This window comes from Gottfriedia sp. OAE603 (assembly GCF_040543965.1).
GTDB classification, from domain to species: Bacteria; Bacillota; Bacilli; order Bacillales; family Bacillaceae_G; genus Gottfriedia; species Gottfriedia solisilvae.
Window position 1 is genome coordinate 722,873 of the sequence record NZ_JBEUNN010000001.1, and the last position, 16,584, is coordinate 739,456.

Genomic DNA, 16,584 nt, shown 5'->3' on the forward strand with positions numbered 1-16,584 from the left:
AGTTTCTAAGGGGATTGTCATGAATAATAAGGTGATTCAATCTGTTCATATATACATTCTACTCATCATGTCTACTGGTTTTATGTTACATGTTTTAATTCTACCAAGTATTCTATCATCATCGCATAGAGATTCATGGTTAACTGTTATTTCTAGTATCATTCCATTTTTAATATGGAGTTTCTTACTTTTCTTTGTTTATAAGAAAATGAATAATGAAGATTTGCTTTCTATATTATTTAAGGTGCTAAAGAAACCATTTTATTATCTTTTTGCTGGTATTTTTATTATCTATTTTTTGTTTACTGCTTACATTTCACTAAAAACTACTTTTTATTGGGCGAACACAAACTATACACAAGAAGTACCTGATGTATTTGTTGTTTTTCTGTTTACTTTTATTTGTTTTTACGCTTCATATAAAGGTATACGAACAATTAGTTCGATTGCATGGGTCATATTACCAATTGTTCTGTTTTTTGGTTTTTTAGTCAGTTTAGGAAATACTCATAATAAAAACTATGAACTGTTATTTCCTATTTTTGAAAATGGATATAAAGACTATTTTCAAGGTTTTTTATATACATGTTCAGGTTTCTTTGAAATTCTCTTTATATTATTTTTAACACCTTTTCTATCTGATCAGTTGAAGAAAAAGTGGTTATTGGTCGTCAGCTGTGCGTTGCTAATATTAATACTAGGACCGTTAACAGGTGCAATTACAGAGTTTGGGGTGAGTGAGGCAGAAAAACTAAGAAACCCAGCATATGAGCAATGGAGAATTTTAACGCTAGGATTACATATTACAAGACTAGATTTTCTTTCTATTTTCCAGTGGATAGCAGGTGCTTTTATTCGGATTAGCCTTAGCGGTTTTATTGCAAATAGTATTCTAAATCATACTGGAACAAAAAAGTGGAGTCTTCCAATGTTATATTTGTTTATTATGGTAGGAGCAATGATTCCTTGGGGAGGGACTTCATTTTTTTATTTCTTACATCATTATTATTTTCTAATTAATTTAATTTTCCTGTGTATAACAATGGTATTTTTATTGATTATTATGACATTAAAAGGTGAAACTTCATGATGAATGAATTAACTTCAATAGATCAATTAAACTTGATAGAGCTACTAGACTCTTTTGAAAATTCTTCAGATATTAAAATTCGTACGAAATCTTATAATGATGGAGAAACATTACATTTTATTAAAGCAATTTATTGTCATAACTTAGTGAGTACAGAGTACATAAGCCAAGTACTACCGAAGGTATATGAAATTGTAAAAAAAGAAAATATGCTAAATTATGAATTGATTAGTAATGTTGTTGAAACGAATAAAATTGATAAACAAAAAGATGTCTTGAATCAAATTGAAGAGGAGCTTTTTTCAGGGACTTTAATTATTTTAAGCTCATTTTTAAATGATATTTTCTTAATTCCGGCGGCTAGTCCCCCGAAGAGATCTCCGGAGGAATCAAATATTGAAACATCGGTCAGAGGTCCAAAGGATGGTTTCGTCGAAAATATCTCTGACAATATGGCATTAATAAGACAAAGATTAAAGACATCGTCGCTAAAAAGTATAGAGTTTTTCATCGGTGATAGGAGTAAGACAAAAGTCATTTTACTTTATATGGATGATATTCTAAATCCAACAATCCTCTCTACTGTAAAAGAACGATTAAGTTCACTTAAACTTGATATTGTTGTTAGTAGTTATGAAATAGAAGAATTATTATACGATCATTCTTTTTCTATTTTTCCATTAATGGATCATACAGGACGGCCAGATTATATTGTTCAATCATTAAATCAAGGGAGATTTGGAATTTTAGTTGATGGGAATCCTACTTGTTTAGTCGGGCCAACTAGCATTAATCAGCTTCTATATTCACCTGAAGACATTCATGGCAGTTTTTTTTATTCTAATTTAGTACACTATCTAAGGATGATGGCTTTATTTACAACAATTCTATTACCTGGATTTTACTTAGCTTTGGTTACATATCATTTGGATCAAGTACCTTACCCTTATATTGCAACAATCGCAGTTTCCAGATTAGGGTTACCCTTATCATCAACTATTGAAACATTTATCATGTTAGCATTTTTTGAATTGTTTAAAGAAGCGGGTGTTCGATTACCAAAAGCTGTTGGTCAAACAGTTGCAGTTTTAGGTGGGCTATTCATTGGTGATGCAGCAATTCGAGCAGGTTTAACTTCCCCTACGATGTTGGTTGTCATTGCGATAACTGTAATATCTGGTTATACACTTGTTAACCAAAATATAGCTGGAAATATTGTGATCCTTAGAGTATTTGTCCTAATCTGCTCTACAATTCTAGGATTATTAGGTTTTTTCTCAGCACTTTTCCTTATTTTAACACATGTGGCTTCATTAACCAGCTTTGGTCAACCATACGCTATAACAGCTTCAAAACCTAATAAATTTGATATTATGGCTATGGCTTTTAGACTCCCTCAGAAATTTTTGAATAAACGTCATCAATCATTAGATCCAATTGATGATAAGCGGAAGAAGGAGTAACCAGAAATGAAAAAAAAGGTTGCGATTGTACTACTTATTTTTCATTTATTGATGTTATCAGGATGTTTGGGAGGTAAATTAGTTCAAGCCCAGACATTTGTTACTGGTTTAGGCTTTGATTTTAAAGATAATCAATATATCGTCACGTTTCAGGCGTTAAACTTTTCAAATATTGCTAAACAGGAAGGTGGCGCATTAGTTGAAGCTCCACCAGTTTTAATAGGACAAGCAACTGGCGCCTCCATTCAGTTAGCTTTAAACAAATTAGAACAAGAAGCTCCGTTACCACTTTTTTATGGACATGTTATCAGTATCGTACTCAGTAAGAATATTATAGAAAAACAACTGAAGAATGTGAATGCTTTTATTAGTCAGAAGTCATTATTACGATATAATACATGGTTATTTGGTACAGAGGAAGACATAAAGGACATTTTTACTAGTGAAAGCTTCTTTAATCTCCCAACATTATATACTGTTCTTGATCTGCCACAGCTCCAACAAGATAGGAAAAACTTAGTCATTTCAAATATAAGATACTTGGATTATATTTCAAGATACGATGAACCAGTAGGATCTGTATTAATACCTTCATTAGCAATAAATGAAGAAAATTATGAAGAAGATGTAACGAAAAAGGTTGCCTATATGAATGGTGCTTATATTTTATCAGAAAAAAATTTAAAAGGATTTGTTACATCAGGAGATCTAATTGGTATTAGATGGCTAGAACAAAAGAATGATGTCATTAATATTAGTTTTGAAAAAGAAAAGGTTAATTTAGATGTTAGTAAATCAAAATCTAGAATAAAGGTATTAAACGAAAAAGAGCCTCACTATAAAATCAAAATCAATGCTGTAGCAATTGTAGAACAAAACGAAGATTCACTTGGTACGAAAAAAATACAGAAATTGATTGAAGATAAAATCAAAGATGATTTAAATGTAACTTTAACAAAGTCAACAGATATTGATGCAGATCTGTTGAATATAACTGAAAGGGCTTTTCGATATCATTCGAAGCAATGGGATATAAAAGAAATTAATGAGTTAAAAAAGGATTCAGTAAAAGATATAGATGTTGATGTATATATACAAGAAAATCAAACATATAAAAGGTAAATAGAAAAGACGAAGGTTAGTTAATAACCTTCTTTTTTTATGAAAAAAGCGACTTGTTAAAAACATGAAATAAAATACAGAATCAAATGATTAATCATCAGACTTACACACTAGTCCTTGACGAGGTTTCAGGATGTAGCTTACGATTATTTTAACAATACATAAGTTCATACCCCTTATGGGGTATTTGTTTTTATGAAAATTTGAGGTTTTTTCGAGGTGAAACAGTTTGATTCTTGTAATTGGTGGCGCACGAAGTGGAAAGAGTTCTTATGCTGAAAAACGGATGAAAGAAATGCAAGGAAGTTTGAATGATGTACTATATATTGCAACTGCAATTCCTACCGATGAGGATATGATGAATCGAATTAAGCGACATCAACAAGATCGTGAAAAAGAATGGTATACAATTGAGCAATATAAGGATTTTCAATTACTAGAAACGAATCTTAATTTTCAAAATGTAAATCATATCTTATTTGACTGCTTAACGATTATGATTACAAATATCATGTTTGATCATTATACTGATTTTGACAATATTACAAATGAGGAAATTGAACTGCTTGAACTTAGTATTAAAGAAGAGATTTTAAAGCTAATTGATGTATGTGAGCGTAATAAAAAAACATTATGTATTGTTTCCAATGAGGTTGGTTTTGGTCTTGTTCCCTCATATCGATTAGGTATTATTTTTAGAGATATTGCAGGACGAATGAATCAACTGATTGCGTCTAAAGCAACTGAAGTAATACTCGTAACTGCAGGTATTCCATTACGAATTAAATAGAGGTAAAATAATGAATCGATTTAAGATGATCCTTAGTTTTTTTTCAACCATTCCAGTAAAGAATGTTCAATTTATTGAATCAGAGCTTGGAAAAGGTATTCGTATGCTTCCTTTAGTAGGTATTATGTTTGGCTGTTTAATAGGCGGCTTATTTATGCTTTTACAATTACTAAATATAGAGAATCAGATTAGTGCATTTTTCATCATCATATTCTATATTTTCTTAACTGGTGGACTACATCTTGACGGTGTAGCAGATACTTGTGACGGTATTTTTAGTCATCGCTCTAAAGAAAGAATACTAGAAATAATGAAAGATAGTCGAATCGGAACGTTTGGAGTTGTTTCATTAATCGTGCTCTTACTAGGTGATTGGATATTTTTATCAAAAAGCACCGTTTTTGTCATCATTGTATTTCCAATAATAGGTCGCAAAATCGCGTTATGGACATGTAGAATGAGTACTTATGCTAGAGAAGAAGGCTTTGGAAATCAGTTTATGATAGAGGCGAAAAATACAAGGTCGTTAATAGTTTTTATTTTTTTTACAGTACTTATTTGTGCGGGAAGTATTGTTTTTCACCAGTTTGAGGTGATTGTAGCACTCATCTTTACATACTTAATCATGATTGCAGTTATTAAAAGAATCAATCGTAAACTTGATGGAATAACGGGGGATGTCATTGGGTTTTCAATTGAATTTTCTCAGTTGTGCTTTTTATGCCTTGTCCTAATTGGTGGTAAATTCATATGAAGATATTATTAGTAAGACATACTGAAAGTGAAGGGAATATGAAAAAGGTTTATGCCGGATCAACTGATTATGTGTTAACGGTTCTTGGGGAACAGCAAGTTGTAGAAGTTATGATGAAGCTTTTACATATCATCTCTCCTAAATCGACTTATTCATTATATTCTAGTCCGCTTCAAAGATGTACGAAGCTTGCCGAAGAAATTGAAAGATTGTTACAAACTATTAACATTATAGATTCAAGGTTAAGTGAGACGAATTTTGGAATCTTTGAAGATAAAACATATGAAGAATTAACTCAAATGTATCCAGATATACTAGAGTCTTGGATTCAAGATAGCATTCATTTTCAAATTCCAAATGGTGAAAGTTTAAAAATTTGTTTTGAACGGGTAAGTTCATTTTGCAAAGATTTAATTAATAGGAATGAAGATGCGGTTATTGTTTCACATGGTGGCATTATAAAATTAATCATTTTAGCATTATTGGATTTAGACTTAAAGGAATTTTGGAAGTTCTATACAAGTAATGGGTGTGTAATAGAAATAATATATAATGATGGTTTTGGATATATCAAAAATATAAGTCAACTCGAATATGGGGATGAGGAATTTGGAGATTAGAAGACTTGTAATACTTTCACTTTTTATTTCAATTAGTGCAGTATTATCTAATATTAAAATTTTTTCTACGATTGCGTTAGATTCTATGCCAGCTTTCTTGGCAGCCATGCTAATATCTCCAATTGCAGGCGCAATCGTTGGAGCAGTAGGTCATTTACTATCTTCATTTACATCTGGTTTTCCACTGACAGTACCGATGCATGTATTGATTGCATTCCAAATGTTTTGTATCGTCTGGCTATTTGGAGTGTTATATAAGCGCTCGAAGGACGTAATAGCAATCAGCGTAGCGATTTTGCTGAACGGTCCAATCGCTACGTTTTTAAGTGGTATTTTAATTGGATACATAGATGAAACGGTGACAGTCATTGGCTTTTTTAAGTTAATGGTACTTCCTTTAACACTTGTTTCAGCGGTGAATATTATCATTGCATACATAATTCAAAGGGTGATGAATCGTGCACGTTTCCAAGTATAGGGATTTAACTTTATTACAAATTGATGAATCCAGATATTTTACAATTGCTTGTGATAGTTGTGGTGGAATTGGAATGAGTGAATTAGATATTGTAAAGGTGGAAGAGTCAATCGTTGGTTATTTAACATCACGCGTTTGCCTATTTGAAACATTAGCATTTCGAGCAAAACCGACTTTGCTTATTAATACTTTATGTGTTGAGATGGAAGGTAGAGGAAAACTTATTTTATCAGGCATTAAACAGGCAATTAAAGAGTATAATGAGGTTCAATTTTTTAATGAAGCATTAGATATTGATATAACTGGAAGTACAGAAGAAAATATTCCTACTTTACAAACAGCACTAGGGATTACAGTAATGGGAGAAATCTATCAACCTTTTGAAAGGCCCCATGTAAATAAAGGTGATGTAACTATCTTAATTGGATATCCTAAAGTTGGACAAGAAGTATTAATAGATATAAATGAAAATTTAAACGAAATCATTAATTTTCAATCGTTAAAACAGTTAACGGTTCTTCCGGGTGTAAAAGATATTTTACCTGTCGGATCTCAAGGTGTGAAATATGAATTAAAACAATTAAGCAAGACACATAATAGGGACATTCAAATTTACGAGAATGAACCTACTTTATTAGAAAAATCAGCTGGCCCAGCTACTTGTGTAATTGCAGTTGTTGATCGGAATCATATTCAAAAAGTACAGGATAGTATATCACAACAAATTACACAGTTAGGTGAAATCATATAAGATAATGGAGAAGGTATATGGCTAATGCTTTAAAAGATATTTATAATGAAGAATTTATATCTAAAATTGCTCAGTCAATTAAAGAAGTTTATCTAGATTTTGAGGATAAGAAATTTACTGAATTAGTTTTTAATGAACAATGGGTTGAAAAAACACTGAAAGAAAGAATGAGGCATATTACGCTTTGTTTAGGAGATATTTTACCAAAAGATTATCTGGAAGCTCTCAGTATATTAATGCAAATAGTAAATATGTTTCCAAAAAATAATTTAGGCTGTATCTTCTTTCCTGATTTTGTAGAAGTATATGGTCTAGCAAATTGGGATGCATCGATTGAAGCACTAGCATTATTTACACAACACTCAACATCAGAATTTGCAGTTAGACCTTTCATTGTTGAGGATGAAGAAAAAATGATGAAACAAATGTTAGAATGGTCTAAACATCCAAATGAACATGTAAGAAGGTTAGCAAGTGAAGGGAGTCGCCCAAGATTACCTTGGGGAATGGTGCTAAAAAGTCTAAAAAATAATCCCTTTCCAATATTACCAATCTTAGAGAATTTAAAAGAAGATGAATCTCTTTATGTACGAAAAAGTGTAGCGAATAATTTAAATGACATTTCAAGAGACCATCCGAATCTTGTATTAGATCTTGCTAAAAGCTGGTACGGAACAAATGCATATACGAACTGGATCGTTAAGCATGCATGTAGAACATTATTAAAACAAGGGAATAAGGAAGCAATGTCGATCTTTGGATTTGATTCAGCAGATTCAGTTTCTATTGATGATTTTGCAATAAGTCCTGAGAAATTAAGTATTGGAGAAGAATTGCACTTCTCATTTAAAGTAACAAGTAATCAGACGACACCTTCCAAAATTCGCATTGAATATAAAATTGATTATGTGAAAGCAAACGGTAGTCGTTCAAAGAAAATTTTTAAAGTAAGTGAGAATCATGTTGATCAAACGAAACCATTACACTACAATAAAACTCATTCTTTTAAAGACTTATCTACGAGAAAACATTATTGTGGAACCCACACGATAACAATCTTACTTAATGGAAACGAAATGGTGAGTAAAGACTTTATAGTTGAATAACAAGCTGAAATTTAAATAAACTATGTTGCTGGTGGTTTTAATGTAAATCTCTATCAACAAACTGAAAATAGAGTTGCCTATGCAACTCTATTTTTATTTTTTATATCTATTCACTATTATTTTCTTTTCTAAATGATAGGATTGTTGTTTTTAAGGATGCATAAGAACCAATTGCTGCATAACCGTAAAACCAACCCATAAAAATACCCGAAAACAGATGTTGTCTATGACTAATGAAAATAGAAAAACAGAGTCCTAAAACTAGTGCAAGCATAGGTACATAGGGTTTCTTTATTTTTAAAAATACTTTTAGTAGTTGAGTGACTACTAATACAATGGGAACTGCAAGAACCGCATCCCAAAAATTTGTTTGAATCGTAGGAAAGTCCATCATGACACACCTTTTTATCTTATTATCTACCTTTTTAGCAAAGTTATATTCAATTATTACTAAGTTTCTGTGGGGATTAAATAAAAATAACCGAGGAACTGGCAGGTTAATCTACAAATGATAATATAAATTAAATTAATTAAACAAAAAAAGAACCTTCTAATGGAACTAGAAGGTTCTTTAATATTTACTCACCAGTAATAGAAAACGTTTTTATGCGCTCACCAATTTGATCGCGTACTCTTTGAAACACATTCCATTCTTGACCTGCAGGATCATCAAATCCCCAGTGTAAACGTTTTACATGTGATGGTGTTACAGGGCACACATCATTTGCGTGACCACATAAAGTAACAACTAAATCGGCATTGTTTAAGATACCATTATCAATAATGTCAGAAGTTTGGTTTCTTATATCAATATCAACTTCATCCATTGCTTTAATTGCGTTCGGATTCACTCCATGAGCCTCAATACCAGCTGATAAAACATCCCAATCGTTACCTAAATACTTTTTCCCCCATGCTTCCGCCATTTGACTCCTACAAGAGTTACCGGTACATAAGAAGTAGATTGTTCTTTTATTTTCACCCATGTTTTATTCCACCTTGATTTGAATTATATTGTTGATTTTTTTGTAAAATATTTACTTCTTAACCATAGCGCTGCATTAACTAAAGCTATCATAACTGGAACTTCAACAAGCGGACCGATTATAGCAGCGAAAGCAGCACCAGAATTAATTCCAAATACACCGATAGCTACTGCTATGGCTAATTCAAAGTTATTACTACCTGCTGTAAAAGCCAAAGTAGTCGATACGCCATAACTTGCTCCAGATTTCTTTCCCAAGAAGAAAGAGACAAAGAACATAATGATGAAATAAATTAATAATGGAATTGCGATACGAACGACATCTAAAGGTAGTTCCACAATTACTTCTCCTTTTAATGAGAACATCAAAATGATTGTAAAAAGTAATGCGATTAATGTAATTGGACTTATTTTAGGAATAAATTCCTTTTCATACCATTCTCTTCCCTTTACTTTTACAAGGATTAATCTCGTAATAAAACCAGCCAAAAATGGAATTCCTAAATAAATGAATACTGATTTCGCAACTTCTGGTATTGTAATATCAATTGTCATGCCCTCTAAACCAAATACCCTTGGTAAAACTGTAACGAAAAAGTAAGCATATACCGAGAAAAAGATCATTTGAAAAATTGAGTTAAACGCAACTAATCCAGCAGCATATTCACGATCTCCATCTGCTAAATCATTCCATACGATTACCATTGCAATACATCGTGCTAGACCAATCATGATTAAACCTACCATGTACTCTGGATAATCTCTTAAAAAGATAATAGCTAATAAAAACATTAGTACTGGACCAATAAGCCAGTTTTGAATTAAAGATAAAAATAATACTTTAACGTCTTTAAACACTCTTCCGATTTCTTCGTATCTAACCTTTGCTAGAGGTGGATACATCATTAAGATAAGTCCCACTGCTAATGGAATAGAAGTAGTACCAACTTGTAATTTATTTAGACTATCTACAAATCCTGGAGTCGAGATTCCAAGAAGAATTCCAATCGCCATCGCTAAAAATATCCATAATGTTAAATAGCGATCCAAAAAGCCTAAACGTTTATTTGAATCTGTCTTCACTTACAAGCATCCTCCTCACAACATTTTTGTCTAACGGGACTATTAGAGATTAACTTTTCTATTAGGTCATCTTGTGCAGGAGTATGCTCTAAAATGCCTTTAATCATTGGATAGTTCATTGATTCTTTGTTTAATGAATAGTAAACCCATTGTCCTTTTTTCGTTTCATTTACAATTTGATAATCTTTCAGTTTACGTAAATGCTGACTAATTGCCGGTTGACTCATATCGAATGTTTCTGTGAATTCACAAACACAGCATTCTTGTTGATCTAGAATAGCAACAATTGTTAAACGAGTTTTATCGCTCAAAATTTTCAGTATATTTGATACGTCTTCAACTGAATTAGGTTTTGTTATCATTTGATTCTCCTTCAGTATATATTTATATATAATCAATCGCTTATATAAGTATGTACTTATATTAAATGTTATTCTATAAAGTTGCAAACTAAAAAATATTTGCAAAACGCAAATGTTAATCGTTGCATTTTGCAAATAAACAGCATATAACTAAATTAGAGGTGAAAACAGATGGAAAATAATAACTTAAGAGGCATGTTCCAAATGGTTGTGCGTCGATTTGGTTTTCTTAATGATCAATGTTGTGAATCTTGCTGCGGTCAAGAGGTTAGTACAATGCAAAGTCATATTCTATATGAAATTTCAAGACAGAAGAATCCCTCAATTCAAGATGTAGCGAATGCACTTGGATTAGATATCACAACATTTAGTCGCCAAGTAAAAACTTTAGTTGAAAAAGGTCTAGTTAAAAAGACACCTAATCCGAGTGATAATAGAGTATACATTCTATCTCTTACTGAAAAAGGTGCAACTATTGAAGAAAGTATTAATAAAGAAATGAACACTTATTTAAATAAAATCTTGTCTCATTTAAGTGATTACGAAAAAGAATCGGTAATTCGTTCAATTAAATTATTAGATGACGCGATGAGAAAGTCAGAGGATTATTGTTGTTCTCCTAAATAAGGAGAACACTATTTTTACATAATACTTGCATTTTGCAAATAATAAGGAGGGTTTTATTATGTGGAAAGATGTATTGTTAAGTTTTTTATCGATTGCATTTGAGCTTACACTTTTATTTTTTCTGATTTCATTTGTGATGAATATCCTTCAGGGTCTCATCCCTTATGAAAAAATGGAAAAGTATCTATTCAACTCAAACAAGTTTATTGGGGCATCAGTTGCGATTATATTAGCATTTATTACCCCATTTTGTTCTTGTTCAACTATTCCAGTAGTTGTCGGAATGTTAAACAAAAAAATGCGGTTTGGATACGTCATGATTTTCTTATTTGCCTCACCAGTTCTTGATCCTACGATTTTAACCTTAATGGGAGCACTTTTAGGCTGGAAGGTAGCTGTTATTTATACTCTTATTACTACATTCTTCTCTGTTGTCATTGGATTTTCACTTGAAGCACTTGGATTTGAGTCTGCTGTAAAAAAAGTAATTATCTCAGGTGGAAAAGAACCAAATGGTAAGTTTGATTTACGATTCGCGTGGGCAGAAACATTAAACTTGATGAAAACTGTCTACCCGTATCTATTAATTGGTGCACTAATTGGTTCACTGATTCACGGGGTTGTTCCAACAAACTTTATTACTACATATTTCGGTGGTGACCAATGGTGGCTAATACCTATTGCGTCAATTATTGGAATCCCATTGTATATAAGGCTTTCCACAATGATACCTATAGCTCAAATTATGGTTTTAAAAGGAATGGCTCTAGGTCCAGTTATGGCAATAATGATTAGTTCAACTGGAGCGAGTTTGCCTGAGGTGACACTACTAAACTCTATTTTTCATAGAAGATTAGTTGTTGCATTTTTACTCTCCGTATTTACAATGTCAACATTGTCAGGAACATTATTTTACCTACTATAAGGTATTAACCTCAAAGTTTGATATAGATTACAATTTAAAAGGAGGAATTCAAATGTTTAAAGGCTTTAAAATACATGTTGGTGGTTCAAAAAGTGATTGTTGCACGATTACAATTCAAGAGGTAAAAGATTCAAATGAAAATAAAGAGTGCTGTGAAGTAATAGTAGAAACAGAAAATAAATGTTGCAATTAAGTGGTCAACTTTAAATATTTATAAGATTAATTAGGGCGAATACAACAATTATGTCATTCGCTCTTTTTCTATTTTACTAAGTGTAATTAAGCAAATTCGTTTTATTAAAGTAACAATTTCTCTTGATTATTTTTACAAAAAACCAATTGACCGAGGGTTTGTGAGAATATTAGTGATTTTTCAATTACATATGATGAGAGTAAATACCAGGTTAGAGTTAAGTGATCAAAAAGACTTGAACTTTTGTCCAAGCTTTATTTGATTCGTCCAAACAAATTATAATTCTATTAATAAAATATTATGATGGAATAGTTATTTTTTTTACAAATGTAATCACTTATATAAACTTTATGTAGGAGGTGCCCTAACAGTTGGGGATGTTCAATAACGTAAAAACCGTTCTAGAGTCAATATTGATCGTAGATATCAAAAGAATGATAGTAAAATATAATAATGGAAAAAAATATGAGATGTCATTTGACAGAGATGAAGACCACGAGGACAGAGAGGACGAAATCGAGGACTTTTTTGAAAGCGTCAAATGGAAGAATGCAATAGAAGTAAAAATTAAACTTTATAATGGTACGAAAATAACAATTAACATAGATGATGTTAAATATGATGGAATACAAGTTTCTATAATATCAACAAACCAATCAATTCAAACTGGATCATTAGGTGCAATCGTATCATCTGAAACAAATGAAATAATGACATTAGCGGGGACGGTTGCAGATGCTGGAATATTGGCAGCAATAGCTCCCCCTGGCCCGCCAAGTCAAACTGGCGCAACAGGAGTAACCGGAGTAACAGGTTCATTCCCACCAGCTCCACCAAGTCAAACGGGTTCAACAGGTTCAACTGGATTCACAGGAATAACTGGACCAACCGGAGCAACTGGAATAACCGGAGCAACAGGCCCAACTGGAATAACCGGAGCAACAGGAGCAACGGGAGTGACAGGAGCAACAGGAACAACGGGAGTGACAGGAGCAACAGGAACAACGGGAGTGACAGGAGCAACAGGAACAACGGGAGTGACAGGAGCAACAGGAGTAACAGGTCCAACAGGTGAAACGGGAGTAACCGGAACAACAGGAGCAATAGGTGAAACAGGAGCTACAGGAACAACAGGCCCAACGGGAGTAACCGGGGCAACAGGTGAAACAGGAGCAACGGGATCGACAGGAGTAACAGGAGCAACGGGATCGACAGGAGTAACCGGAGTAACGGGATCGACAGGCTCAACAGGAGCAACTGGAACAACGGGTCCAACCGGAGTGACTGGCCCAACAGGAATAACAGGAGCAACAGGAGTAACAGGAGCAACAGGTGAAACAGGTCCAACCGGAGTAACCGGCCCAACAGGAGTAACGGGAGTGACTGGCCCAACGGGAGTAACCGGATCGACAGGAGTTACGGGATCAACAGGTGAAACCGGAACAACAGGAGTAACCGGAGCAACGGGATCGACAGGAGTAACAGGAGCAACAGGAGAAACCGGCCCAACCGGATCGACAGGAGTAACAGGAGCAACAGGAGAAACCGGCCCAACCGGATCGACAGGAGTAACGGGAGTGACTGGAGTGACTGGAGTGACTGGCCCAACAGGAGTAACCGGATCAACCGGAGTAACGGGATCAACAGGTGAAACAGGAACAACAGGAGCAACCGGAGTAACGGGATCAACAGGCGTGACTGGCCTAACAGGAGTAACAGGAGCAACCGGAACAACAGGGGTGACAGGGGTGACAGGAGCAACGGGAGCAACCGGAGTAACCGGAGAAACTGGGGCAACTGGTTCAACAGGAGTAACCGGAGCAACCGGAGCAACAGGATCAACGGGGGTAACAGGTGAAACCGGATTAACAGGTCCAACAGGAGTAACCGGATCGACAGGAGTAACGGGATCAACAGGAGTAACCGGAACAACAGGGGCAACCGGCCCAACGGGATCAACGGGAATAACCGGATCAACGGGAGTAACTGGTTCAACAGGGGCAACCGGAGCAACAGGCTCAACCGGAACAACAGGGGTGACAGGAGCAACGGGATCAACGGGAGCAACGGGAGCAACAGGATCAACGGGAGCAACAGGATCAACGGGAGCAACAGGATCAACGGGAGTAACAGGAGAAACTGGGGCAACTGGTTCAACAGGAGCAACCGGATCAACCGGATCAACAGGTGAAACAGGTCCAACCGGAGTAACCGGCCCAACAGGAGCAACGGGAGCAACGGGAGTAACCGGGACAACAGGTGAAACAGGAGCAACCGGATCGACAGGAGTAACAGGAGAAACCGGATTGACAGGAGTAACAGGAGCAACTGGAACAACAGGAGTAACCGGTTCAACAGGGGCAACCGGCCCAACGGGATCAACGGGAATAACCGGAGCAACGGGAGTAACAGGTTCAACAGGAGCAACCGGCCCAACCGGAGCAACTGGAGCAACGGGTCCAACCGGAGCAACAGGCCCAACGGGATCAACGGGAGTAACAGGAGAAACTGGGGCAACTGGTTCAACAGGAGCAACAGGAGCAACCGGAGCAACCGGAGCAACAGGTGAAACAGGAGCAACGGGATCGACAGGAGTAACAGGAGCAACCGGCCCAACCGGAGCAACTGGAGCAACGGGTCCAACCGGATCAACGGGAGTAACCGGAGCAACAGGCCCAACGGGATCAACGGGATCAACGGGAGTAACAGGAGAAACTGGGGCAACTGGTTCAACAGGAGCAACCGGATCAACCGGAGCAACAGGTGAAACAGGTCCAACCGGAGTAACCGGACCAACAGGAGCAACGGGAGTAACCGGGGCAACAGGTGAAACAGGAGCAACGGGATCGACAGGAGTAACAGGAGCAACTGGAACAACAGGAGTAACCGGTTCAACAGGGGCAACCGGCCCAACGGGATCAACGGGAATAACCGGAGCAACAGGCCTAACCGGAGCAACGGGAGTAACCGGTTCAACCGGAGCAACGGGAGTAACCGGAGCAACCGGCCCAACGGGAGCAACGGGAGTAACCGGAGCAACAGGCCCAACGGGATCAACGGGAGTAACAGGAGTAACCGGAGCAACAGGCCCAACGGGAGCAACGGGAGTAACAGGAGTAACCGGAGCAACAGGCCCAACGGGATCAACGGGAGTAACAGGAGAAACTGGGGCAACTGGTTCAACAGGCCCAACGGGAGCAACAGGCCCAACGGGAGCAACAGGTTCAACCGGAGTAACAGGTCCAACCGGAGCAACTGGGGCAACAGGAGTAACTGGGGCAACAGGCCCAACCGGAGCAACAGGCCCAACCGGAGCAACTGGGGCAACAGGAGTAACTGGTTCAACTGGGGCAACAGGCCCAACCGGAGCAACTGGAGCAACTGGAGCAACTGGAGCAACTGGAGCAACGGGTCTAACCGGAGCAACGGGAGTAACCGGTTCAACAGGGGCAACAGGCCCAACAGGTCCAACGGGAGCAACGGGAATAACCGGAGCAACAGGCCCAACCGGAGCAACGGGAGTAACAGGGGCAACAGGCCCAACGGGATCAACAGGAGTAACAGGAGTAACCGGAGTAACAGGTCCAACAGGAGCAACAGGCTCAACCGGAGTAACCGGAGCAACAGGCCCAACGGGAGCAACAGGCCCAACCGGAGCAACAGGCCCAACGGGATCAACAGGTTCAACCGGAGTAACCGGAGTAACAGGAGTAACAGGTCCAACAGGAGCAACAGGCCCAACTGGAATAACGGGAGCAACCGGAGCAACAGGTACTCAACCAACTTTTGCTTTTGCTGAAAATCCAGGTTCAATAACGGTATTCCCTCCTCTAAATACAGAGGTAACCGTTGTTAGTTTAACTCAGGCCGTTCTTGCTAACCAACGACTAAAAATTGATTATGCATTAGCGGTTGAAATCGTTACTACAGCAAACTGGCAAATATTATTTGAAATGAGATTATATAGGGACGCTACTTTAATTGATACAAGAGTATTTAATAGATCATCTTCAACTTCAGGTACTCAACGGTTTCCATTAGCATCTACACAAGTGGATGTTGCACCTGCTAATGCCACATCCACATATAGTGTAAGAATAATTGTAACATCTGCTACTAGTGTTACTTCTGCTACAGCAATAAACCGTGATTTAAATATCATTACTTTTGCACCGTAGATTTAAGTGGATTATTATTTTTTAATATATTCAAAGAAAGCCTAAGTCTCACATTAA

17 protein-coding genes are annotated in these 16,584 nt (G+C 36.3%); 13 read left to right on the forward strand and 4 right to left on the reverse strand.

From position 1 onward, the window contains the following. The first annotated feature begins 19 nt into the window (after positions 1–19). The 9 genes from ABID96_RS03595 (at position 20) to ABID96_RS03635 (ending at position 8,174) form a co-directional block, all read left to right on the forward strand. Positions 20–1,090 (forward strand): GerAB/ArcD/ProY family transporter, encoded by a 1,071-nt coding sequence (locus tag ABID96_RS03595; protein ID WP_192600853.1) that lies wholly within the window; start codon positions 20–22, stop codon positions 1,088–1,090. Beyond that, positions 1,087–2,553 (forward strand): spore germination protein, encoded by a 1,467-nt coding sequence (locus ABID96_RS03600; RefSeq protein ID WP_192600854.1) that lies wholly within the window; start codon positions 1,087–1,089, stop codon positions 2,551–2,553. Before ABID96_RS03595 ends, ABID96_RS03600 begins: the two co-directional genes overlap by 4 nt. Before the next feature lie 6 nt (positions 2,554–2,559). Beyond that, complete coding sequence (locus tag ABID96_RS03605; RefSeq protein ID WP_192600855.1) at positions 2,560–3,675, forward strand: Ger(x)C family spore germination protein; 1,116 nt, start codon at positions 2,560–2,562, stop codon at positions 3,673–3,675. A gap of 229 nt (positions 3,676–3,904) precedes the next feature. Continuing rightward, positions 3,905–4,465 (forward strand): bifunctional adenosylcobinamide kinase/adenosylcobinamide-phosphate guanylyltransferase, encoded by a 561-nt coding sequence (cobU, locus tag ABID96_RS03610; RefSeq protein ID WP_192600856.1) that lies wholly within the window; start codon positions 3,905–3,907, stop codon positions 4,463–4,465. 10 nt (positions 4,466–4,475) lie between these two features. Beyond that, a complete protein-coding gene (gene cobS / locus ABID96_RS03615; protein WP_192600857.1) occupies positions 4,476–5,219 on the forward strand; it encodes an adenosylcobinamide-GDP ribazoletransferase in 744 nt (247 codons plus the stop codon). Further along, positions 5,216–5,839 (forward strand): histidine phosphatase family protein, encoded by a 624-nt coding sequence (locus tag ABID96_RS03620; protein WP_192600858.1) that lies wholly within the window; start codon positions 5,216–5,218, stop codon positions 5,837–5,839. Before cobS ends, ABID96_RS03620 begins: the two co-directional genes overlap by 4 nt. After that, positions 5,829–6,317, forward strand: coding sequence for an ECF transporter S component (locus ABID96_RS03625; protein WP_192600859.1), 489 nt, complete (start codon positions 5,829–5,831; stop codon positions 6,315–6,317). Before ABID96_RS03620 ends, ABID96_RS03625 begins: the two co-directional genes overlap by 11 nt. Then, positions 6,298–7,068 carry a hypothetical protein gene (locus ABID96_RS03630; protein ID WP_192600860.1) on the forward strand — a complete coding sequence of 257 codons (771 nt, stop codon included), beginning with the start codon at positions 6,298–6,300 and terminating at the stop codon, positions 7,066–7,068. The genes ABID96_RS03625 and ABID96_RS03630 overlap by 20 nt, the downstream gene beginning before the upstream one ends. Before the next feature lie 17 nt (positions 7,069–7,085). Continuing rightward, the gene (locus tag ABID96_RS03635; protein ID WP_192600861.1) at positions 7,086–8,174 is read left to right on the forward strand and encodes a DNA alkylation repair protein; all 1,089 of its coding nucleotides are present in this window, start codon (positions 7,086–7,088) and stop codon (positions 8,172–8,174) included. Positions 8,175–8,280: 106 nt separating this feature from the next. On the opposite strand, the gene ABID96_RS03640 is transcribed toward ABID96_RS03635, so the two are convergent. From ABID96_RS03640 to ABID96_RS03655, 4 genes are all read right to left on the reverse strand, one after another. Next, positions 8,281–8,565, reverse strand: coding sequence for a hypothetical protein (locus ABID96_RS03640; RefSeq protein WP_192600862.1), 285 nt, complete (start codon positions 8,563–8,565; stop codon positions 8,281–8,283). A gap of 187 nt (positions 8,566–8,752) precedes the next feature. After that, positions 8,753–9,160, reverse strand: coding sequence for an arsenate reductase (thioredoxin) (gene arsC / locus ABID96_RS03645; protein WP_192600863.1), 408 nt, complete (start codon positions 9,158–9,160; stop codon positions 8,753–8,755). A gap of 23 nt (positions 9,161–9,183) precedes the next feature. Next, the gene (gene arsB, locus ABID96_RS03650) at positions 9,184–10,242 is read right to left on the reverse strand and encodes an ACR3 family arsenite efflux transporter (protein WP_377896640.1); all 1,059 of its coding nucleotides are present in this window, start codon (positions 10,240–10,242) and stop codon (positions 9,184–9,186) included. Beyond that, positions 10,239–10,604, reverse strand: a complete 366-nt coding sequence (locus ABID96_RS03655; RefSeq protein ID WP_192600864.1) for an ArsR/SmtB family transcription factor — start codon at positions 10,602–10,604, stop codon at positions 10,239–10,241. The genes arsB and ABID96_RS03655 overlap by 4 nt, the downstream gene beginning before the upstream one ends. Positions 10,605–10,775: 171 nt before the next feature. Between ABID96_RS03655 and ABID96_RS03660 the strand changes: the two genes are divergently transcribed. The 4 genes from ABID96_RS03660 to ABID96_RS03675 all read left to right on the forward strand — a co-directional run bounded on the left by ABID96_RS03660 (position 10,776) and on the right by ABID96_RS03675 (position 16,527). Further along, positions 10,776–11,231 carry a MarR family winged helix-turn-helix transcriptional regulator gene (locus ABID96_RS03660; RefSeq protein WP_192600865.1) on the forward strand — a complete coding sequence of 152 codons (456 nt, stop codon included), beginning with the start codon at positions 10,776–10,778 and terminating at the stop codon, positions 11,229–11,231. Positions 11,232–11,289: 58 nt separating this feature from the next. Further along, positions 11,290–12,156, forward strand: coding sequence for a permease (locus ABID96_RS03665; protein ID WP_192600866.1), 867 nt, complete (start codon positions 11,290–11,292; stop codon positions 12,154–12,156). 52 nt (positions 12,157–12,208) lie between these two features. Then, entirely contained in the window at positions 12,209–12,349 is a 141-nt protein-coding gene (locus ABID96_RS03670) for a hypothetical protein (protein WP_192600867.1), read from the forward strand. Between the two features lie 377 nt (positions 12,350–12,726). Then, a complete protein-coding gene (locus ABID96_RS03675; protein ID WP_192602001.1) occupies positions 12,727–16,527 on the forward strand; it encodes a beta strand repeat-containing protein in 3,801 nt (1,266 codons plus the stop codon). The last annotated feature ends 57 nt before the right edge of the window (positions 16,528–16,584 follow it).